Here is a 20692-nt window from a genome sequence, read left to right as displayed (position 1 = left end):
GGTCCTTGGATGTCAGAGCGCGGCGATGGCGTCGTCCGCCTCGCGCACCGCCTTGCAGAACCGGCGCATCAGAGCGGCGTTCTTGACGCCCTTGCTCTGCTCCACGCCGGAGCTCACGTCAACGGCCCAGGGCCGGACGCGAAGCACCCCATCGGTCACGTTGGCAGGACTCAACCCACCAGACAAAACGACCGGAAGGGGCACGCTTGGTGGAATCAGTGACCAATCGAAGACCTTCCCGCTCCCGCCGTAGGTCTCGACATGGGTGTCGAGCAGCAGGGCCTGTGCGCCAGAGAAGCGCTGACCGAAGTCTAGCAAATCGACCCCAGGCGCCATGCGCGCGGCGCGTATCCAGGGGTGGCCCGGGGCTTCGCATTGCGCCGGCGTCTCGTCGCCGTGGAACTGCAGCAGCGCCTGCGGCAGCGCCTCGACCGCCTGACGCAGCACCGCCGGGCTGGCGTTGACGAACAGCAGCACCGGCGTCACGAAGGGCGGCAGGCGCGCTGCCAGTTCGGCGGCGCGCGCCAGCGTCACCGCGCGGGCGCTCTTGTCGTAGAGCACGAAGCCCAGCGCATCGGCTCCGGCGTCGATGGCGTCGTCGACGTCGGCCTCGCGCGTGAGGCCGCAGATCTTGATGCGGGTGCGGCTCACGGGCGCCCCTCGGGCCCCTCAGGGCAGCCAGTCGGACGCAGCGGTGTGTTCGGGGATCCCATGCACCGCATCGTAGTACGGCCCCAGGAAGTACAGGCCGTCGGGCGGGAACGTGGGCGCGGCGGCGTCGCGGCTCCTCGCGGCCAGCACCTCGGCCATCCAGCCCGGCGGCTCGCGGCCACTGCCGACGGCCACGAGGCAGCCGACGATGTTGCGCACCATGTGGTGCAGGAAGGCGCTGCCGTCGAAGTCGAAGCGCCAGTAGGCGCCCTGGCGGCTGATGGCCACGGCATGCAGCGTCTTGACCGGCGTCGCCGCCTGGCAGCCGGCGGCGCGGAACGACGTGAAGTCGTGCGTGCCCACCAGCGCGGCGGCGGCGCTGCGCATCGCGTGCACATCGAGCGGCCGGAACACCCAGCCGACCAGCCCGGTCTCCAGCGCCGGCCGCACCGGCGACTCGCGCACGATGAAGCGGTAGCGGCGGCCGTGCGCGCTGTTGCGGGCGTGGAAGCGCGCGTCCACGGGCTGGCACCACTGCACGGCCACGTCGGACGGCAGGAAGCGATTGGTGCCGCGCACCCACGAGAACGGGTCGCGCTGCACCGGCGCGTCGATGTGCACGACCTGGTTCAGCGCGTGCACGCCGGCATCGGTGCGGCCGGCGCAGACGGTGGCGACAGGCACGGCGGCGAAGGCCGCGAGGGCGCGCTCGAGCGCGTCCTGCACCGTCTGCCCGTCGGGCTGGGACTGCCAGCCGTGGTACGCGCCGCCGCGGTAGGCGATGCCCAGCGCGAGGCGGCCGCCGGCGGCAGGGTCAGCCAAGTCCTGCCAGCATGCCCTGGGCCTTGCTCTTCAGCGCGCCGTCGGCCTTGGCGATGACTTCTTCCAGCAGATCGCGCGCGCCTTCCAGGTCGCCGATCTGGCGGAACTCCTCGGCCAGCTCCAGCTTGCGCTCGAGCGGGTCGCCGTCCACCGGCGGCGGCATCGTCACCGGGCCGGCGTCGTCGTCGAGACCGAAGTCGTTGAAGTCCAGGGCCGGTGCCGCAGCCGACGGGGCGGGTGCGGGCGGAGGCGGCGGCGCATCCAGGTTGAGATCGCCGAGATCGAAGTCCAGCGACGCAACATCGGGCACCACTTCGGCCGCAGGCACCGGCGCGGGTGCCGGCGCCGGCGGGGCCGGTGCCGGAGGCGGCGCGAGCAGGTCGAAGTCCAGGCCGTCGTCGGCCGGCGGTTCGGCCGAGGTGCCCAGGGTCTGCGTGGTCTCGGCCGGCGTCGGCGCGGGGCCGGTGGCGCCGCCGAGGTCCAGGTCGAGGTCGAGGTCGACGTTGCCGCTCTCGGGGCCGGCGTCCAGCGTCGCGTCGGCGGCCGGCATGAAAGCCGGCACCGAGGGCTTGGCCGTGTGCGGCATCGTCGTTGCGTCCAGCGGCTCGATGACCTTGCCGCCGGGGCCCACTTCCAGTTCCGGCTGGCCGCCGGGCTGGTACAGCGGGTTCTCGGGGTCGATCTGGCGGCCGAGTTCCTGTGCCTTGGCCCAGTCTTCGCCCGTGCCGCCGGTGAGCGAGTACACCTGCGTCGCCAGCAGTTCGAAGCCCTTCGTGTCGCGGCGCTTCAGGTAGACCTCGAGCAGCTTGACGCGGATGGCCATGCGCTCCGGCGTGGCCCGCATCGCTTCCTTCAGGATCTCTTCGGCCTGCAGGTCGCGGCCGTAGGCCAGATAGACGTCGGCCTCGGCCACCGGATCGACGTCGCCGATCGCGTCGAGCTGGCTCAGCGAGTAGCTCATCGACGACATCGAGCTGTTCGCCGACGACGGCTCGCGCGTGTCGATGCGCTGGCCGCCGCTGGCGCCGAAGAACGAATCGGGCTGCAGCCGGCTTTCCAGGAACGAGGTCTCGCCGCCGCCCTTCTTCATGCGGCCGCGCAGGCGGTACACGCCGAGGCCGGCGATGAGCGCGATCAGCACGCCGGCGCCGGGCAGCACCAGCGGGTTCTCCAGCAGCGACGCCAGGAAGCCGGGCTCCTCGGGCACGGGCGCCGGCAGCGCGGCTGGCTTTGGCGCGGGCTTCGGGGCCGGCGCCGGGGCGGGCGCCGAGGCCGGTGCCGCAACGGGGGCCGGAGCCGCCGAGGCGGCCGCCGTGACCACCGGCGGCGTCGCCGGCACGCTGATGGCGGGCGTGGGCGCCGGAGCGGGAGCAGGGGCCGGTGCAGGCGCCGGTGCAGCCGCGGCCGGCGTCGCCGCCGGCTTGGGAGCGGCGGCCGGTGCCGTGGCGCCTTGCAGCTTCTTCAGTTCGTCGACGTTGCGCGACAGCTCGGCCAGGCGCGTGCTCGCATCCTTGCGCTCGGTCTCCTTGGACACCTGGGCCTCGGGGGCGGCGGCCTTCACGCCACCCTGCGACAGCGTCAGCTTGTCGGGCGTGGCGGCGGCGGCCTGCTTGCGGTCGTCCACGCTGGCCTGCACCTTGCCGGCGGCCTGGCGCGCGGGCGCCTCGTCGGCCGTGGCCGTGGTGCCGGCGGCCAGGCGCTGGCGGAAGGCGTTGAAGTCGGCACTCTGCGCCTGGATCACCTCGCGGGCTTCCTGGCCGCTGATCCTGCCGGCTGCCTCGGCCGACGGCACGCTGAGCACGACCCCGGACTTCAGCCGGTTCATGTTGTCGCCGATGAAGGCCTGCGGATTGCCGCGGAACATCGACACCAGCATCTGGTCGAGCGACACGCCCGGGCGCTGCACGCGGGACGCCAGGCGGCTGAGCGAGTCGCCCGGACGCACGGTGATCTCGTCGGGGCCGGCAGCGGCGGCCGGTGCCGGCGCGGGTGCGGAGGCCGGGGCCGGCGTGGCCGCCCGGGCCACCGGTGCGGGCGCCGGCGGGACCACGGCCGCGGGCGCCGGCGCCGGCGCGGGGCGCACGGGCTGGGCCACGGCGCCGGCAGGGGCCGGCGAAGGCGCCGGGGCCGGGGACAGGATCGGCGCGGTCTGCGGCGCTGCCGGAGCCTGCGCGCTGCGCGCCCCCGGCGGGTCGAACAGCATGGTGTATTCGCGCACCAGGCGACCCGTGGACCAGCTCGCTTCGAGGATCACGTCGACGAAGGGCTCGAGCACCGCGCGGTCGCTGGTCAGGCGCAGCACCTGGCGGCCATCGGGGCGGCGCTGCAGTTCGACCTGGGCCGACGTCAGCACCGGGTTGAACTCGACGCCGGCAGCGCGGTAGGCCTCGGCCGGCGCGATGCGCAGGCGCAGCGTCGACGCCTCTTCGGGCGTCATGCTGGTGACGTCGATCTCGGCACGCAGGGTTTCGCCCAGCGCCGACTGCACGTTCAGACGCCCCAGCCCCAGCGCCCAGGCCTGCGCACCCCACAGGCAACTGGCGGCCAGCGCCACCCCGGTCAGCGCAAAGCGCGCGGCATTCGTCGAACGGTGTTTCAAGGCGTCTCCCAAAAACGTACGGCGGGGTCCGTCGCAACGCCCCGCCCAGCCTGAGTTTCCTTGGCCCGAAATGCAGTCCGATTGCTCGGATTCGTTCAGCCGGTAACCATGGAAATTACAATGGTATCAAGCATATAGGCAGACAAGCTCACGCAAACATTGACGTTCGCGCGAGAAATGCTTTGTTTCCCTGCCAGTTTCTTCTTGTTGCCAACGGGCAACGCCCGTTGGCGGGTTTCACTGCTCGATCAGGATGCGCAGCATGCGCCGCAGCGGCTCGGCAGCGCCCCACAGCAGCTGGTCGCCGATGGTGAAGGCGCCGACATATTCGGGGCCCATCGCCAGCTTGCGCACACGGCCGACCGGGATGGTCATCGTGCCCGTCACGGCCACAGGGGTCAGGTCGCGCAGCGTGGCTTCGCGGGTGTTGGGCACCAGCTTCACCCAGGCGTTGTCGGCGGCGATCATGGCCTCGATGTCGGCCAGCGGCACGTCCTTCTTCAGCTTGAAGGTCAGCGCCTGGCTGTGGCAGCGCATCGCGCCCACGCGCACGCAGAAGCCGTCCACCGGCACGGCCGGGCTGCCGAAGCCCTCGCCCTGGCCGAGGATCTTGTTGGTCTCGGCCATGCCCTTCCACTCTTCCTTCGACATTCCGTTGCCGAGGTCCTTGTCGATCCAGGGAATGAGCGAGCCGCCCAGCGGCACACCGAAGTTCGCCGTTTCCTCGGCCGACAGCGCGCGCTGCGTCGCGATGACCTGGCGGTCAATCTCCAGGATGGCGCTCTTCGGGTCGTCGAGCAGGTGCTTCACGCTGGCGTTCAGCGTTCCGTACTGCGTGAGCAGCTCGCGCATGTGCTGCGCGCCGCCGCCGCTGGCCGCCTGGTAGGTCTGCGTGCTCATCCACTCCACGAGGCCGGCCTTGTACAGCGCGCCCACCCCCATCAGCATGCAGCTGACGGTGCAGTTGCCGCCGATCCAGTTGCGGCCACCGGCGGCCAGCGACTTCCGGATCACCGGCAGGTTCACCGGGTCGAGCACGATCACGGCATCGCTCTGCATGCGCAGCGTGCTGGCGGCGTCGATCCAGTGGCCGTTCCAGCCCGCCGCACGGAGCTTCGGGTAGACGGCGGTGGTGTAGTCGCCACCCTGTGCGGTGATGACGATGTCGCAGCGCTGGAGCGCCGCGATGTCGTGCGCGTCCTGCAGCCGGGTTTCGTTCTTCGCCTGCGCGGGTGCGGCGCCGCCGGCGTTGCTGGTGCTGAAGAACAGCGGTTCGATGTGCGCGAAGTCGCCTTCGGCCGTCATGCGGTCCATGAGCACGGAGCCCACCATGCCGCGCCAGCCGACCAGTCCTACGAGTGCCATGTCAGTCTTGCCTTTCCGTTGTCCGGACCCCTGGGTGCCCCGGCTCGCTTCGCCGGGGTCCAGGAGTGGGGGCGAGACGATCCGAGACGCTAGGTCTTGGTGGTCATCGTTTTGCCAGTGATCGCTGCAACGACAGCGTCACCCATCTCGCGCGTGCCGACCTGGTGCGTGCCCTCGCTCCAGATGTCCGCGGTGCGCAGCCCGGCGGACAGCACCGCGCGCACGGCCGCGTCGATGCGGTCGGCGGCTTGCGGCTGGTTCAGGGAGAAACGAAGCATCATGGCAGCGGACAGGATTGTAGCCAGCGGATTGGCCACGCCCTTGCCCGCGATGTCGGGCGCGCTGCCGTGGCTGGGCTCGTACAGGCCCTTGTTGTTCTTGTCCAACGACGCGCTCGGCAGCATGCCGATCGAACCCGTGAGCATGGCCGCCTCGTCCGACAGGATGTCACCGAACATGTTGCCGGTGACGACCACGTCGAAGGCCTTGGGCGCCTTCACCAGCTGCATCGCGGCGTTGTCCACGTACATGTGCTGCAGTTCCACGTCGGGGTACTGCGCATGCACCTCGGTGACCACGTCCTTCCAGAACTGGAAGGTCTCCAGCACGTTCGCCTTGTCGACCGAGGTCACCTTCTTGTTGCGCTTGCGCGCGGCCTGGAAGGCCACGTGCGCGATGCGCTCGATCTCGGGCCGGCTGTAGCGCATCGTGTCGAAGGCTTCCTCGGCGCCGGGAAAGTGGCCGTCCACCGCGGTGCGGCGGCCGCGCGGCTGGCCGAAATAGATGTCGCCCGTGAGCTCGCGGATGATCAGGATGTCCAGCCCCGCCACCAGCTCGGGCTTCAGGCTCGACGCGTGCGTCAGCTGCTCGTAGCACAGCGCCGGGCGGAAGTTGGCGAACAGTCCCAGGTGCTTGCGCAGTCCCAGGATGGCCTGCTCGGGGCGGAACTGGCGCTCGAGCTTGTCGTACTTCCAGTCGCCCACGGCACCGAACAGGATGGCGTCGGCGCTCTTGGCCAGCGCCAGCGTGCTGTCGGGCAGCGGGTGGCCGTGCGCTTCGTACGCGGCACCGCCGACGAGCGCGGTCTCGCTCTCGAACGACAGGTCCAGCACGTTCAGCACCTTGACGGCTTCGGCGACGATCTCGGTGCCGATGCCGTCACCGGGGAGGATGGCGATCTTCATGGTGTTCCTTCAACCAACCAGGGTCTGGGCGAGCCAGGGCATGCGCGCCAGGCGCTCGGCCTCGAAGGCGCGGATCTTGTCGGCGTGGCGCAGCGTCAGGCCGATGTCGTCGTAGCCGTTGACGAGGCAGTACTTGCGGAAGGCCTGCACCTCGAACGGCAGCTCGGTGCCGTCGGGCTTGACGATCACCTGCCTCGGCAGGTCGATCGTGAGGCTGTAGCCCGGGAAGGCGAAGACCTCGTCGAACAGCCTGGCCACCTGCGACTCGGGCAGCTGGATCGGCAGCAGGCCGTTCTTGAAGCAGTTGTTGAAGAAGATGTCGGCGAAGCTCGGCGCGATGATGGCGCGGAAGCCGTACTGGTCCAGCGCCCAGGGTGCGTGCTCGCGGCTGGAGCCGCAGCCGAAGTTGCTGCGCGCCAGCAGCACGCTGGCGCCCTGGTAGCGCGGCTGGTTCAGCACGAAGTCGGGGTTGGGCTTGCGGCTGGCCGGGTCCTGCCCCGGCTCGCCCGGGTCGAGGTAGCGCCAGGCGTCGAACAGGTTGGGGCCGAAGCCCGAACGCGCGATCGACTTCAGGAACTGCTTGGGGATGATCGCGTCGGTGTCGACGTTGTCGCGGTCCATCGGGGCCACCAGGCCCTGGTGCACGGTGAAGGCTTGCATCGTGGTGTCTCCGGTCAGGCGATGCGGCGCACGTCGACGAAGTGGCCGTTCAGCGCGGCGGCCGCGGCCATCGCCGGGCTCACCAGGTGGGTGCGGCCGCCGGCGCCCTGGCGGCCTTCGAAGTTGCGGTTGCTCGTGCTGGCGCAGCGCTCGCCGGGCTCCAGCCGGTCGGCGTTCATCGCCAGGCACATGCTGCAGCCGGGCTCGCGCCACTCGAAGCCGGCGGCCAGGAAGATCTCGTGCAGGCCTTCGGCTTCGGCCTGCGCCTTCACCTGGCCCGAGCCCGGCACCACCAGCGCCAGCTTCACGTTCTTCGCCACCTTGGTGCCGGCGCGCTTGACCACGGCCGCGGCGTCGCGCAGGTCCTCGATGCGGCTGTTGGTGCAACTGCCGATGAAGACCTTGTCGATGACGATGTCGCTCATCGCCTTGTTGGGCTCCAGGCCCATGTAGGCCAGCGCACGCTCGATGGCGCCGCGCTTGATGCCGTCCTTCTCCTTGTCGGGGTCGGGCACGCGGCCGTCGATGCCGGCCACCATCTCGGGGCTGGTGCCCCAGGTGACCTGCGGCTGGATCTGCGTCGCGTCGAGCTCGACCACGGCATCGAAGTGCGCCCCCGGGTCGCTGTGCAGCGTGCGCCAGTGCGCCACCGCGTGGTCCCAGGCGACGCCGCTGGGCGCGAACGGGCGGCCCTTCACGTACTGCAGCGTCGTCTCGTCGACCGCCACCAGGCCGGCACGGGCGCCGGCCTCGATGGCCATGTTGCACACCGTCATGCGGCCTTCCATGCTGAGGCCGCGGATGGCGCTGCCGCCGAACTCGATCGTGTAGCCGGTGCCGCCGGCGGTGCCGATGCGGCCGATGATGGCCAGCACCACGTCCTTGGCAGTGATGCCCGCGCCCAGCCGGCCCTCGACCTTCACCAGCATGTTCTTGGCCTTCTTCGCCAGCAGCGTCTGCGAGGCCAGCACGTGCTCGACCTCGCTGGTGCCGATGCCGTGCGCCAGCGCGCCGAAGGCGCCGTGCGTGCTGGTGTGGCTGTCGCCGCAGACCACCGTCATGCCCGGCAGCGTGGCGCCGTTCTCGGGGCCGATCACGTGCACGATGCCCTGGCGCTTGTGCAGGAACGGGAAGTACGCGGCGGCGCCGAAGGCGCGGATGTTGGCGTCCAGCGTGGTGATCTGCAGCTTGCTGATCTGGTCGCGGATGCCGTCGTAGCCCTCGGCCCAGCCGGTGGTGGGCGTGTTGTGGTCGGCGGTGGCGACGATCGAGCTGACGCGCCAGACCTTGCGCCCGGCCAGGCGCAGGCCCTCGAAGGCCTGCGGGCTGGTGACCTCGTGCACCAGGTGGCGGTCGATGTAGAGCACGGACGTGCCGTCGTCCTCGGTGTGGACGACGTGTTCGTCCCACAGCTTGTCGTAGAGCGTTCTGGCGGTCATGGGGTCGGGCCTCCGGGGGTCGGTGTTCCAGCAGTCGGGCACAGCGCCTGCACGAAGCGCTGCAGCACCGCCGGCAGCACGTCCTGTGTGCGCACGGCGAGCAGATAGTCGCGCTCGGCCCAGGGCTCGTCCAGCCCCAGCACCTGCACGCGGAAGAGTTGCGCGAAGCGCTGCGCCACGGCGGCGGGCAGCACCGCCACGCCCAGGCCCGCCTCGACCAGCTGTGCGATGGCGTCGAAGCCGCGCACCTGCAGCCGCGCCTTCAGCGTGCGGCCGGCGCCTTCGGCCTCGGCGCGCATCAGCTCGTGCGCGGCGGCGCCGGCGTGCAAGCCGACGATGTCGTGGTCGAGCAGCGCGTCGAAGCGCACGCGGGCCTGCCCGGCCAGCACGTGGCCGGCCGGCACCATGGCCGCCAGCGTGCCGCGGCGGTAGCGGCGCGTGGTCAGCCGGTTGTCCAGCAGCGGCGGCACGAAGATGCCGACGTCGGCGCGGCCTTCGGCCACCGCGGCCTGCACCTCGGCGCTGGTCTGGTCTTCCAGGCTGATGCGGATCTGCGGGTGCGCCTGCGAGAACGCGGCGAGGTCGGGCGGCAGGCATTCGCTGATGGCGCCGGCATTGGCCGCGATGCGCAGGTGGCCCTTGATGCCGCGCGAGAACTCCACCACCTCGCTTTCCAGCGCATGCAGGCTGGTGTGCAGGCTGCGGATGTGGCGCACCAGCGCGCGCCCGGCCTCGGTGGGCTCGACGCCACGGGCATGGCGTTCGAACAGCGGCACACCGAAGCGCGCTTCCAGGTCGCTCAGGCGCTTGCTGGCTGCGGCCAGCGCGAGATGCTCGCGCTGGGCGCCGGCGGTGATGCTGCGCGTGTCGGCGATGGCAAGCACGAGGTTGAGGGTGGTGAGGTCGAAGCGCATGGCAAGGCGGCGCGGTGCCGCAGCTTAGCCTTCGCCGCCACGGTAGTCGTGCAGCAGATTATCAACCCAGGCTTCGCGCAGGGCGAAATCACGCCCGGCGCGCCACACCGTCACACCGCTGCGGCGCGCGCTTCCAGTTCCGCCTTCAAGCCCGCCGGCAACTGCAGCTGCTGGGCCAACGCGTCGAGGTAGGCGCGCTCCATCGTCGTCGTGGTGTCGACCACCAGCAGGCTGGCCAGGTACACCTCGCCCGCGGCTTCCAGGTCGGGCACGCCGGCGGCCACGTCGGCAGGCTCGACAGGGCGGCGCAGTTCGGCCTCGACCCACTGGCGGTCGGCGGCGCTGGCGCCGGTGCGCTGCAGTTCGGCGTCGATCAGGCCGCGCTCGCGATCGTCGAGATGGCCGTCGGACTTGGCCGCCGCGATCATGGCCTTCAGCAGGCGCTGGCTGTGCGCCTCGGCCTGCGGCGCGGGCAGGGACGCGGGCGGCACGTAGGCCGGCACCGGCGTGCCAGGGCCGCCGGCCGCAGGCGCGCGCCCCTGCGCCGCCTGCTGCGCCTGCCAGTCGTTGTAGGCCTTGAAGGCCAGCGCACCCAGCGCCGCGACGCTGCCGTACTTCAGCGCCTTGCCGCCGAAGCTGCGCCCGCGCTTGCTGCCCAGCAGCAGGCCCAAAGCGCCGCCCACGGCACCACCGGCGGCGTACTTGCCGAAGTCGCCGCTGCGGCCGACGTTCTGCGCCGTGCCCGAGGCCGAACGCAGCAGTTGTTCCAGCAGGCCTTGCACACTCATGTCACACGCTCCCGGGGTCCGTCGAAGAATGTGCGGACTGTAGCCAGGGCGCCGGTGTCCTTCGCCCGGCTGCGGTCAAGCCAGCGCCGCCACCACCTCGGGCGGCGCCTGCACCAGCTCGATCAGCACGCCTTCGCCGCCCAGCGGGAACTGCTCGTTGCCCTTGGGGTGGATGAAGCAGATGTCGTGGCCGGCAGCACCCCGGCGGATGCCGCCGGGCGCGAAGCGCACGCCGTGTGCCGTCATCCACTCGACGGCCTTCGGCAGGTCGTCGACCCACAGGCCCACGTGGTTCAGCGGCGTGGTGTGCACGGCCGGCTTCTTCTCGGGGTCCAGCGGCTGCATCAGGTCGACCTCGACCGCGTGCACACCCTGGCCCAGCGCGCAGATGTCCTCGTCGACGTTCTCGCGCTCGCTGACGAAGGTGCTCTTGACCGTGAGGCCGAGCATGTCGACCCACAACGACTTCAGCCGCTGCTTGTCGGGGCCGCCGATGGCGATCTGCTGCAGGCCGAGGATGCGAAAGGGTTTGCCGTGCATCACGCGAAGCTCAGGATGGGTTGGTCGACGGCGAGGCTCTCGCCCTTCTTCGCCAGCAGCTCGCCGACGGTGCCGTCCTGCGTGGCCGTGAGGATGTTCTCCATCTTCATCGCCTCGATGACGGCCAGCCGCTCGCCCGCCAGCACCTTCTGGCCCGGCTGCACGGCCAGGTCGACCAGCAGGCCCGGCATCGGCGACAGCAGGAACTTGCTCATGTCGGCCGGCGCCTTGAAGGGCATCACGCGCAGCAGTTCGGCGGCGCGTGCGCTCATCACCTGGGCCTCGACGGCGCGGCCGTCGTGCGCGACACGGATCCACAGGCCCTGGCGCTCGATCTGCGCCGTGAACGGCCGCCCGTTGCACTGGCCGGTGGCACGGATGCCGCCGAAGTGCCAGTCCTTGGCCACCGCGTAGCGCTTGTCGCCCACCGTGATGACCAGCGCGCTGCCGGCCTGCACGCGCACCGGCACGTGCACGTGCGCGCCGCCCTCGCCCTTCAGCACGCAGACGAAGTCGTCGCCGATGACCACGCCGTGCCCGGCCAGCTGCCCGGTGATGCCGGCGGCACGCTCGCGGTAGCGGCGGTACGCGGCCGCCGCCAGCGCCACCAGGAAGTCGGGGTCGTCGTGTGGCACGTCCTCGGCGCGGAAGCCGCGGCCGTAGTGCTCGGCGATGAAGCCGGTGTTGAAGTCGCCGCGCACGAACTTCGGATGCGCCAGCAAAGCGGCCTGGAACGGGATGTTGCTGCTGATGCCGCGGATCACGAAGCCGTTGAGCGCCTCGCGCATCTTCGCGATCGCGTCGTCGCGGTCGAGCCCGTGCACGATGAGCTTGGCGATCATCGAGTCGTAGTACATCGGGATCTCGCCGCCTTCGGCGACCCCGGTGTCCACGCGCACGCCGCCGCCTTGCGGCACGGGCGCGGCCGCGTGCATGGTCTGCGGCGGCGGCTGGTAGCGCACCAGGCGGCCGGTGGACGGCAGGAAGTTGCGGAACGGGTCCTCGGCGTTGATGCGGCACTCGATGGCCCAGCCGCGGCGCGGGATCTGCTCCTGCGTGAACGGCAGCGGCTCGCCGGCGGCCACGCGCAGCATCATCTCCACCAGGTCGATGCCGGTGATGCTCTCCGTGACCGGGTGCTCCACCTGCAGACGCGTGTTCATCTCCAGGAAGTAGAAGCTCTGGTCGCGGCCGACCACGAACTCCACCGTGCCCGCGCTCTGGTACTGCACGGCCCGGGCCAGCGCCACGGCCTGCGCGCCCATCGCGCGGCGCGTGGCGTCGCTGATGAAGGGCGACGGCGCCTCCTCGATGACCTTCTGGTGCCGGCGCTGGATGCTGCACTCGCGTTCGTGCAGGTAGACCACGTTGCCGTGTGCGTCGCCCAGCACCTGGATCTCGATGTGGCGCGGCTCCTCGACGAACTTCTCGATGAAGACGCGGTCGTCGCCGAAGCTGTTGCGGGCCTCGTTGCGGCACGAGCTGAAACCGTCGAAGGCCTCCTTGTCGCTGTAGGCCACGCGCAGGCCCTTGCCGCCGCCGCCGGCGCTGGCCTTGATCATCACCGGGTAGCCGATGCCCTGCGCGATCTGCACCGCAGCCTCGGGCGTCTCGATGGCCTCGTTCCAGCCCGGGATGGTGCTGACGTTGGCTTCTTTCGCCAGCTTCTTCGACGCGATCTTGTCGCCCATCGCGGCGATGCTGTGGTGCTTGGGGCCGATGAAGACGATGCCTTCTTCCTCGACCCGGCGCGCGAAGTCCTCGTTCTCGGACAGGAAGCCGTAGCCCGGATGCACGGCCTCGGCGCCGGTGGCCTTGCAGGCCGCGATGATCTTGTCGGCGACCAGGTAGCTCTCGCGGCTGGGTGCGGCACCGATGAACACGGCCTCGTCGGCCAGCTCGACATGGCGGGCGTCGCGGTCGGCTTCGGAGTAGACGGCCACCGTCTGCACGCCGAGCTTCTTCGCGGTCTGGATGACGCGGCAGGCGATCTCGCCGCGGTTGGCGATCAGGATCTTCTTGAACATGGTGCCTGTGCCCCTCACAACGGGATGTTGCCGTGCTTGCGCCACGGGTTGTCCAGCTTCTTGTCCTTCAGCATCGCCAGGCTGCGGCAGATGCGCTTGCGCGTCTCGTGCGGCTGGATCACGTCGTCGATGAAGCCGCGCGCGCCTGCGACGAAGGGGTTCGCGAAGCGGGCCTTGTACTCGGCCTCCTTCGCGGCCAGCTTGGCCGGGTCGCCCTTGTCCTCGCGGAAGATGATCTCCACCGCGCCCTTGGCGCCCATCACCGCGATCTCGGCGTTGGGCCAGGCGAAGTTGACGTCGCCTCGAAGGTGCTTGGAGCTCATCACGTCGTAGGCGCCGCCGTAGGCCTTGCGCGTGATCACGGTCACCTTGGGCACCGTGCACTCGGCGTAGGCGTACAGCAGCTTGGCGCCGTGCTTGATGATGCCGCCGTACTCCTGGCTCGTGCCCGGCATGAAGCCCGGCACGTCGACGAAGGTCACCACCGGGATGCCGAAGGCGTCGCAGAAGCGCACGAAGCGCGCGGCCTTGATGCTGCTCTTGATGTCCAGGCAGCCGGCCAGCACCTGCGGGTTGTTGGCGACGATGCCCACGGTGCGCCCGTCCATGCGTGCCATGCCGATGACGATGTTCTTCGCGTAGTCGGGCTGCAGCTCGAAGAAGTCGCCGTCGTCCACGACCTTCACGATCAGTTCCTTGATGTCGTACGGCTTGTTCGGGTTGTCGGGCACCAGCGTGTCCAGCGACAGGTCCATGCGCTCGGCCGGGTCACCGCTGGGCCGCACAGGCACGCCGTCGCGGTTGTTCAGCGGCAGGTAGTTGTAGAACCGGCGCAGCATCAGCAGCGCCTCGACGTCGTTCTCGAACGCGAGGTCGGCGACGCCGCTCTTCGTGGTGTGCGTGCCGGCGCCGCCCAGTTCCTCGGCGGTGACCTCCTCGTGCGTCACGGTCTTCACCACCTCGGGGCCGGTGACGAACATGTAGCTGCTGTCCTTCACCATGAAGATGAAGTCGGTCATCGCCGGCGAATACACCGCGCCACCCGCGCTCGGGCCCATGATCAGGCTGATCTGCGGGATCACGCCGCTGGCCATCACGTTGCGCTGGAAGACCTCGGCGTAGCCGCCCAGCGAGGCCACGCCCTCCTGGATGCGCGCGCCGCCGCTGTCGTTCAGGCCGATGACGGGCGCGCCCACCTTCATCGCCTGGTCCATCACCTTGCAGATCTTCTCGGCATGCGCCTCGCTGAGCGCGCCGCCGAACACGGTGAAGTCCTGGCTGAAGACGAACACCAGGCGGCCGTTGATCATGCCGTAGCCGGTGACGACGCCGTCGCCCGGGATCTTGTTGTCGGCCATGCCGAAGTCGGCACAGCGGTGCTCGACGAACATGTCCCATTCCTCGAAGGTGCCGGGGTCCAGCAGCACTTCGAGCCGCTCGCGCGCGGTCAGCTTGCCCTTGGCGTGCTGGGCCGCGATGCGCTTGGCGCCGCCACCCAGGCGGGCCGCGGCGCGCTTGCGTTCCAGTTGTTCGATGATGTCGTGCATCGCGTCGTTCTCCTCGTTCAATCCATCAGGTCCAGCAGCCGGCGTGCGGCCACCGAAGCAGCCAGGCGGCCGGCCTTCACGTCGTCGTTGATCTGCGGCAGCGCCGCGCGCACGGCGGCATGCTGCTTGAAGCGCTGGCGCAGGCCGGCTTCGATGCGCTCCCACATCCAGGCCTGGTCCTGCGCGTGGCGGCGCTGCTGCAGCGCGCCACTGGCCTGGCGCCGGCCGTGGAAGTCGGCGACGGCACGCCAGAACTCGTCCAGCCCCGTGGCCCGCAGCGCGCTGAGCTGCAGCACCTGCGTGCCGGCGTGGCTGTGCGGGCCCAGCAGGCGCAGCGCGCTGGTGATCTGCGCGCGTGCCCGGGTGGCGGCGTCGGGGTCCAGGTCGGCCTTGTTGATGACCACCAGGTCGGCCAGCTCCATCACGCCCTTCTTGATGGCCTGCAGGTCGTCGCCGGCGTTGGGCAGCTGCAGCAGCACGAACATGTCGGTCATGCCGGCCACGGCGGTCTCGCTCTGGCCCACGCCCACGGTCTCGACGATCACCACGTCGTGGCCCGCGGCCTCGCACAGCAGCAGCGTCTCGCGCGTCTTCTCGGCCACGCCGCCCAGGTTGCCGCTGGCCGGGCTGGGGCGGATGTAGGCGCGCGTATCCATCGACAGCCGCTCCATGCGCGTCTTGTCGCCCAGGATGCTGCCGCCGCTGACGCTGCTGCTCGGGTCCACCGCCAGCACGGCGACGCGGTGGCCGCGCTCGATGAGGAACAGCCCCAGCGCCTCGATGAAGGTGCTCTTGCCCACGCCCGGCACGCCGCTGATGCCCAGCCGCAGGGCGCGGCCCGTGTGCGGCAGCACCGCGTTCAGCAGTGCGTCGGCGCGGGCACGGTGGTCGGGCCGGGTCGATTCGAGCAGCGTGATGGCCTTGGCCAGCGCGCGCCGCTGCGCCGCCCCGGGCGGGCCGCGCACGGCATCGAGCAGCGCCTGGTCGGCGGCGGGCAGCATCAGGCCCCCGCGCCCACCGACTTCTTGATGTGCTCCAGCACGTCCTTGGCACTCACCGGGATCGGCGTGCCCGGGCCGTAGATGCCCTGCACGCCGGCCGCGTACAGGAAGTCGTAGTCCTGCGCCGGGATCACGCCGCCGACGAAGACGATGATGTCGTCGGCGCCCTGCTTCCTGAGCTCGGCGATGATCGCCGGCACCAGCGTCTTGTGCCCTGCGGCCAGCGTGCTGACGCCCACCGCGTGCACGTCGTTCTCGATCGCCTGGCGCGCGCATTCCTCGGGGGTCTGGAACAGCGGTCCCATGTCGACATCGAAGCCCAGGTCGGCGAAGGCCGTGGCCACCACCTTGGCGCCGCGGTCGTGGCCGTCCTGGCCGAGCTTGGCGATCATCACGCGCGGGCGCCGGCCCTGCGCCTCGCCGAACGCGGCGATCTCGCGCTGCAGTTGTTCCCAGCCCTCGGCACTGTCGTAGGCGGCTGCGTACACACCGGTCACCTTCTGGATGTCGGCGCGGTGGCGCCCGTAGACCTGCTCCAGCGCGTCGCTGACCTCGCCCACCGTGGCGCGGGCGCGCATGGCGTCGATGCTCAGCGCGAGCAGGTTGCCCGTGTTCGACCGGGCCGCTTCGGTCAGCGCGGCCAGTGCGGCCCGGACCTGGGCGCTGTCGCGCGTGGCCCGTATCTCGGCCAGGCGCGCGATCTGACCCTCGCGCACCCGGACGTTGTCCACCTCCAGGATGTCGACCTTGTCCTGCGTCTGCAGCTTGTACTTGTTGACGCCGACGATGACGTCGGCGCCCGAGTCGATGCGCGCCTGCTTCTCGGCGGCGCTGGCCTCGATCTTCAGCTTCGCCCAGCCCGAGTCGACCGCCTTCGTCATGCCGCCCATCGCCTCGACCTCGTCGAGGATGGCCTGCGCCTGGTCGGCCATCTGCTGCGTCAGCGTCTCCATCATGTAGCTGCCGGCCCAGGGGTCGACGACCGCGCCGATGTGCGTCTCTTCCTGGATGATCAGCTGCGTGTTGCGCGCGATGCGGGCGCTGAACTCGGTGGGCAGCGCGATGGCTTCGTCGAAGCTGTTGGTGTGCAGGCTCTGCGTGCCGCCGAACACCGCGGCCATGGCCTCGATGGTGGTGCGCACGATGTTGTTGTACGGGTCCTGCTCGGTCAGGCTCCAGCCGCTGGTCTGGCAGTGCGTGCGCAGCATCAGGCTCTTCGGCGCCTTGGCGCCGAAGTCCTTCATGATGCGGCACCACAGCAGCCGCGCCGCGCGCATCTTCGCGATCTCGAGATAGAAGTTCATCCCGATCGCCCAGAAGAAGCTCAGGCGGCCGGCGAAGTCGTCCACGTCCAGGCCCTTGGCCAGCGCCGTCTTCACGTACTCCTTGCCGTCGGCCAGCGTGAAGGCCAGCTCCAGCGCCTGGTTCGCGCCGGCTTCCTGCATGTGGTAGCCGCTGATGCTGATCGAGTTGAACTTCGGCATCCGGCGTGCCGTGTACTCGATGATGTCGCCGATGATGCGCATGCTGGGCGCCGGCGGGTAGATGTACGTGTTGCGGACCATGAACTCCTTGAGGATGTCGTTCTGGATGGTTCCGCTCAACTGGTCCTGGCGCACGCCCTGCTCTTCCGCGGCCACCACGTAGCCAGCCAGCACCGGCAGCACGGCGCCGTTCATCGTCATCGACACGCTCACCTTGTCGAGCGGGATCTGGTCGAAGAGGATCTTCATGTCCTCGACGCTGTCGATGGCCACGCCGGCCTTGCCGACGTCGCCGGTGACACGCGGGTGGTCGCTGTCGTAGCCCCGGTGCGTGGCCAGGTCGAAGGCCACGCTGACACCCTGCCCGCCGGCGGCCAGCGCCTTGCGGTAGAAGGCATTGCTGTCCTCGGCGGTGGAGAAGCCCGCGTACTGGCGGATGGTCCACGGGCGCACCGCGTACATCGTGGCCTGCGGGCCGCGCACGAAGGGCTCGAAGCCCGGCAGCGTGTTCGTGTACGGGAGCGCCGCGGTGTCGGCCGCGGTGTACAGCGGCTTGACGCTGATGCCCTCGGGCGTGCGCCACGTCAGCGCGGAGACATCGCCACCCGGGGCCGACTTCGCCGCCGCGCGCTGCCACTGCTCGAGGCTCGCAGGCGCGAAACCGGAGACGGGGCCGGCCGCGTCGTCGGGGCCAGGTTGCGGGCGGTCGCTCATCGGGGCACTCCTTTGCCGGGCAGAACCAGAACCACCCGCTGTCATCAATAATTATAAATTCAATCCCGTCGCGAAGCTGACGACGACGGATGGCAAGGATGCACCGGCGCGGCCCGGCGCGCCAGCGCCCGGCCGCGCAGCGGGGTGCCCGGGCGGACGGGCCGGCGCCGACCGCGACCGGCGCGGGCGCTCAGGCGCCGAGGGTGTCGACCGGGGTGTCGGCGGGGCGGATCGCGGCGGGGGGCGCGGCGCCGTCAGGTGCCGGCCCGGCAGCGGCGTCCAGGCCGGCCATGCCCACCAGCAGCCGCTCGTCGAGCCGCTGCGCCAGCACCTCGCTGCGCTCGGTGGCGCCCGGCTTGTGCAGCGCCAGTTGCAGCAGCCCGCACAGCAGCGGCGCATGCTGCCGCACGCCGGAGGGGGCCGGCTGCTGATGCTCGGCACCGACATCGGCGACGCTGAGCACGTCGTCCACGCGCAGGCCCATCAACGGCACGTCGGGCGCCTCCGGCAGGGCCAGCACCAGCACCACGCCGTCGGTCGGGCGCGGCGCGTAGTGCACGCCGAACATGCTGCGCCCGCAGAGCACCGGGATCACCCGGCTGCCTTGCGGGCCCGGCACTTCCAGCAGGCCGGCCGCATGCGCCAGCGGCAGCGGCGCCCGCACCAGCCCTTCGCGCGGCCGTGCCTCGAGCACGCATTCGGCGGGCAGCGCGAAGCGGCCGGCACCGATGTGGAACAGCGCGAAGGCGCGCGTGCGGCTGCGCGTGGCCGGCGGCAGCGCCAGCACCGGGCTGTCGTGCAGCGCCTCGCGGCGGCGCTCCTGGTTGCCCAGGCGCAACGCGACGACGGCACGCACGCCGTCGCCGTGGCCGTCGCCGCACTTGAACTCGCGGTAGCCGGCGCCGGTGACGCGCGCCACGGCATACGTGCTGCCCGCATGGTGTGCCACGGCGTCGCCGTCGGCCAACGCGAACGGACTGCCGGGTGGCAGGCCGGCGTCGGTCGTGCACAGCACCCGCCCGCCCGCGTCGACGAAGGCCGCGATGCCGGCCTGCGTGCCCAGCACTGCCTGCAGCATCGCCGGCAGCTCGCGGGCCGCGTCGAAGACCAGCGCGATGCCGCCCACCAGTTGCCGCTGCGGACCGTGGCGCACGGCCGCGGTGTAGACCCAGGTCGGCGTGCCGTCGCCCAGCGCGGGCACCGCGAAGGAGCTGACGGCGTAGCGCTGGGCGTCGCCCAGCTGCAGCGTGGCGTGCAGCAGCGCGTCGTCCAGCGTGGCGTCGGCCAGCGGGTGCTCGACGCTGTCCCGCGAAAGCCCGCGCACGCGCCCGCCGGCATCGAAGGCCACGAGGCGGATGTAGGCCGGGTACAGGCTGTTGATCTGCGCCAGCAGCGTGTCGAGCGTGCGGCGTCCCGCGGCGCTGTCGGGTGCGGCCAGCTGCGCTTCCAGCACCGGCGACAAGGCCCACCAGCGGCAGTCGTTGGCGCGCTCGTACAGGTTGCGGTCCAGGAGCTCGGTCGCCAGCCGTGCCATGGACTGCGCCTGCTGGTGGGCCCGGCCGAGGGAGCTGCAGTACAGCTCGTGGATGGCGCTGGCGACCCGGTCGCGCGTGCGGGTGCCGGCTTCGTTGATCTGCTGCAGCACGGCCTTCAGCCGCGCCTGCGCACCACCCTGCAGGCCGGCGACGAGGCGCCCGTTCCAGACCACGCGGCGCAGGTCGGCGTTGATCGCGTCGACCTCGCCACGGATCGCCGCCAGCTCGGCGTTGTCCAGCGCCAGCTGCGCGGCCTCGTCGAGCACCGGCTGCCGGCTGCGGAAGGCCGTGCCCAGCGACACCAGGGCCTGCGCGCGCCAGCCCGGTCCGGCGTAGCCCTGGTACGGCGTGGGCTGGCAGGTCACGGCCAGCACCTCGCGGCCGGCGAACGTGGTCAGCGCCAGGGTGCCCGGCGCCGCGGTGCGCACACGCGCGCCCGGCGCCACGTGGGCCGGGTCGCTGCTGGCGACGACCCGCCCGTCGCTGTCGATCAGCAGCATCGCCACCGCGCGGTCGGCATCGAGCACGCTGGCGAAGATGCGCTCCATCTCGTCGGCATGGCGGAAGCGCAGCACCAGCACCCCCACGCAGCGCCCCGCGGCGTCGTCGATGCGGTGCGCGTACAGCAGGGCGTCGCCCGGGCTGTCGTCCACCGGGTCGGCGAGGTCGCTGCGGCCGTGGCGTTCGACGTGGCCATTGCCCGCCACCGCCGCTGCCACGACGGCGTCCGTGCTCCGCTCCGGCCCGCCGGCGGCCAGCCGGACCAGCACCTCGCCGCCGGGGGCCAGCACGATGATGTCGTCGTAGACGCTGTACTTGGCGCGGTAGGCCGCCAGGCGCTGCAGCAGCGCCGGGCGCTGCGCCGCCTGCGCGGGCGCGTCGCAGGCGCAGAAGCCGCGCAGCACCGCGTCGGTGGCCAGGAAGCCGACATCGGCCGTGCGCTCGAAGAGGTTGCGCACCAGGACGTCGATGGTGCATTGCGCGGTGGCCGCCAGTTCCTCGTGCAGCTCGGCGATGCTGCCGCCGGCCAGCTGGGCCAGCAGCCGCGTCTGCAGCGAGGCGAAGCGGGCGCGCGTCTGCGCCAGCATCGGCAGGATGGCCTCGGCCTCGTCGGGACAGCTGATGGCCGAGCTGGCTTCGATCATCTGCCACAGCAGGCTGAGGTCGCGCAGGTCGCGTTCGGCGGACTGCACGCGGCGCAGATGCGGGAGAAGATCGTCGACGAGGCTCATGGCGTGGGCAGCATGGGGGATCGTCGGAGACTAGCGCCAGGCGCACGGCCGCGGTCGGCGGAGTTGCGGCACCGATCCAGGCCAGTTCCCGCAGGGTCGCACGGCTGCGGCATCGCAGCGGAGCCGGTACGGCATCAGCTTCGTGCAAGCCGCATGATGCAAAATTATGAATTCAGAACACGCCCGCCTG

General features: G+C 71.0%; 15 protein-coding genes. All 15 read right to left on the bottom strand.

All coding sequences use genetic code 11. The features are described 5' to 3' along the window. Positions 1–12 precede the first annotated feature (12 nt). On the bottom strand, positions 13–651 hold the full coding sequence (locus ACPOLB_RS21340) for a phosphoribosylanthranilate isomerase (RefSeq protein WP_425258057.1): 639 nt from the start codon (positions 649–651) through the stop codon (positions 13–15). Between the two features lie 18 nt (positions 652–669). After that, complete coding sequence (gene truA, locus ACPOLB_RS21335) at positions 670–1473, bottom strand: tRNA pseudouridine(38-40) synthase TruA (protein ID WP_425258056.1); 804 nt, start codon at positions 1471–1473, stop codon at positions 670–672. Continuing rightward, positions 1466–4072, bottom strand: a complete 2607-nt coding sequence (locus ACPOLB_RS21330; protein ID WP_425258055.1) for a FimV/HubP family polar landmark protein — start codon at positions 4070–4072, stop codon at positions 1466–1468. Before ACPOLB_RS21330 ends, truA begins: the two co-directional genes overlap by 8 nt. Before the next feature lie 237 nt (positions 4073–4309). Continuing rightward, positions 4310–5437, bottom strand: coding sequence for an aspartate-semialdehyde dehydrogenase (gene asd, locus ACPOLB_RS21325; RefSeq protein ID WP_425258054.1), 1128 nt, complete (start codon positions 5435–5437; stop codon positions 4310–4312). Between the two features lie 89 nt (positions 5438–5526). Beyond that, positions 5527–6621: a 3-isopropylmalate dehydrogenase gene (gene leuB / locus ACPOLB_RS21320; RefSeq protein WP_425258053.1), complete on the bottom strand. Its 1095-nt coding sequence runs from the start codon at positions 6619–6621 to the stop codon at positions 5527–5529. Between the two features lie 9 nt (positions 6622–6630). Continuing rightward, positions 6631–7281 carry a 3-isopropylmalate dehydratase small subunit gene (leuD, locus tag ACPOLB_RS21315; protein ID WP_425258052.1) on the bottom strand — a complete coding sequence of 217 codons (651 nt, stop codon included), beginning with the start codon at positions 7279–7281 and terminating at the stop codon, positions 6631–6633. Positions 7282–7295: 14 nt separating this feature from the next. Next, positions 7296–8720 (bottom strand): 3-isopropylmalate dehydratase large subunit, encoded by a 1425-nt coding sequence (leuC, locus tag ACPOLB_RS21310; RefSeq protein WP_425258051.1) that lies wholly within the window; start codon positions 8718–8720, stop codon positions 7296–7298. After that, a complete protein-coding gene (locus tag ACPOLB_RS21305) occupies positions 8717–9634 on the bottom strand; it encodes a LysR family transcriptional regulator (protein WP_425258050.1) in 918 nt (305 codons plus the stop codon). Before ACPOLB_RS21305 ends, leuC begins: the two co-directional genes overlap by 4 nt. A 110-nt stretch (positions 9635–9744) precedes the next feature. After that, positions 9745–10422, bottom strand: coding sequence for a tellurite resistance TerB family protein (locus ACPOLB_RS21300; protein WP_425258049.1), 678 nt, complete (start codon positions 10420–10422; stop codon positions 9745–9747). A 75-nt stretch (positions 10423–10497) separates the two neighbouring features. Then, on the bottom strand, positions 10498–10962 hold the full coding sequence (locus tag ACPOLB_RS21295; RefSeq protein WP_425258048.1) for a VOC family protein: 465 nt from the start codon (positions 10960–10962) through the stop codon (positions 10498–10500). Continuing rightward, complete coding sequence (locus ACPOLB_RS21290) at positions 10962–12989, bottom strand: acetyl-CoA carboxylase biotin carboxylase subunit (RefSeq protein WP_425258047.1); 2028 nt, start codon at positions 12987–12989, stop codon at positions 10962–10964. The genes ACPOLB_RS21295 and ACPOLB_RS21290 overlap by 1 nt, the downstream gene beginning before the upstream one ends. 14 nt (positions 12990–13003) lie before the next feature. Beyond that, the gene (locus ACPOLB_RS21285; protein ID WP_425258046.1) at positions 13004–14536 is read right to left on the bottom strand and encodes an acyl-CoA carboxylase subunit beta; all 1533 of its coding nucleotides are present in this window, start codon (positions 14534–14536) and stop codon (positions 13004–13006) included. A gap of 17 nt (positions 14537–14553) precedes the next feature. Continuing rightward, positions 14554–15537 (bottom strand): methylmalonyl Co-A mutase-associated GTPase MeaB, encoded by a 984-nt coding sequence (gene meaB / locus ACPOLB_RS21280; RefSeq protein ID WP_425258045.1) that lies wholly within the window; start codon positions 15535–15537, stop codon positions 14554–14556. Continuing rightward, entirely contained in the window at positions 15537–17735 is a 2199-nt protein-coding gene (gene scpA / locus ACPOLB_RS21275; RefSeq protein ID WP_425258044.1) for a methylmalonyl-CoA mutase, read from the bottom strand. Before scpA ends, meaB begins: the two co-directional genes overlap by 1 nt. Before the next feature lie 190 nt (positions 17736–17925). After that, positions 17926–20502 carry a chemotaxis protein CheW gene (locus ACPOLB_RS21270; protein ID WP_425258043.1) on the bottom strand — a complete coding sequence of 859 codons (2577 nt, stop codon included), beginning with the start codon at positions 20500–20502 and terminating at the stop codon, positions 17926–17928. Between the last annotated feature and the right edge of the window lie 190 nt (positions 20503–20692).

The sequence above is a fragment of the Rubrivivax soli genome (genome assembly GCF_049810355.1).
Classification (GTDB): Bacteria; Pseudomonadota; Gammaproteobacteria; order Burkholderiales; family Burkholderiaceae_C; genus Rubrivivax.
This window is presented reverse-complemented; position numbering and strand designations above follow the sequence as displayed.

Coding starts and splice junctions, on each gene's coding strand:
- asd (WP_425258054.1), bottom strand. CDS start 5,437: ATGGCACTCGTAGGACTGGTCGGCTGGCGCGGCATGGTGGGCTCCGTG.
- leuB (WP_425258053.1), bottom strand. CDS start 6,621: ATGAAGATCGCCATCCTCCCCGGTGACGGCATCGGCACCGAGATCGTC.
- leuD (WP_425258052.1), bottom strand. CDS start 7,281: ATGCAAGCCTTCACCGTGCACCAGGGCCTGGTGGCCCCGATGGACCGC.
- leuC (WP_425258051.1), bottom strand. CDS start 8,720: ATGACCGCCAGAACGCTCTACGACAAGCTGTGGGACGAACACGTCGTC.
- ACPOLB_RS21305 (WP_425258050.1), bottom strand. CDS start 9,634: ATGCGCTTCGACCTCACCACCCTCAACCTCGTGCTTGCCATCGCCGAC.
- ACPOLB_RS21300 (WP_425258049.1), bottom strand. CDS start 10,422: ATGAGTGTGCAAGGCCTGCTGGAACAACTGCTGCGTTCGGCCTCGGGC.
- ACPOLB_RS21295 (WP_425258048.1), bottom strand. CDS start 10,962: ATGCACGGCAAACCCTTTCGCATCCTCGGCCTGCAGCAGATCGCCATC.
- ACPOLB_RS21290 (WP_425258047.1), bottom strand. CDS start 12,989: ATGTTCAAGAAGATCCTGATCGCCAACCGCGGCGAGATCGCCTGCCGC.
- ACPOLB_RS21285 (WP_425258046.1), bottom strand. CDS start 14,536: ATGCACGACATCATCGAACAACTGGAACGCAAGCGCGCCGCGGCCCGC.
- meaB (WP_425258045.1), bottom strand. CDS start 15,537: ATGCTGCCCGCCGCCGACCAGGCGCTGCTCGATGCCGTGCGCGGCCCG.
- scpA (WP_425258044.1), bottom strand. CDS start 17,735: ATGAGCGACCGCCCGCAACCTGGCCCCGACGACGCGGCCGGCCCCGTC.
- ACPOLB_RS21270 (WP_425258043.1), bottom strand. CDS start 20,502: ATGAGCCTCGTCGACGATCTTCTCCCGCATCTGCGCCGCGTGCAGTCC.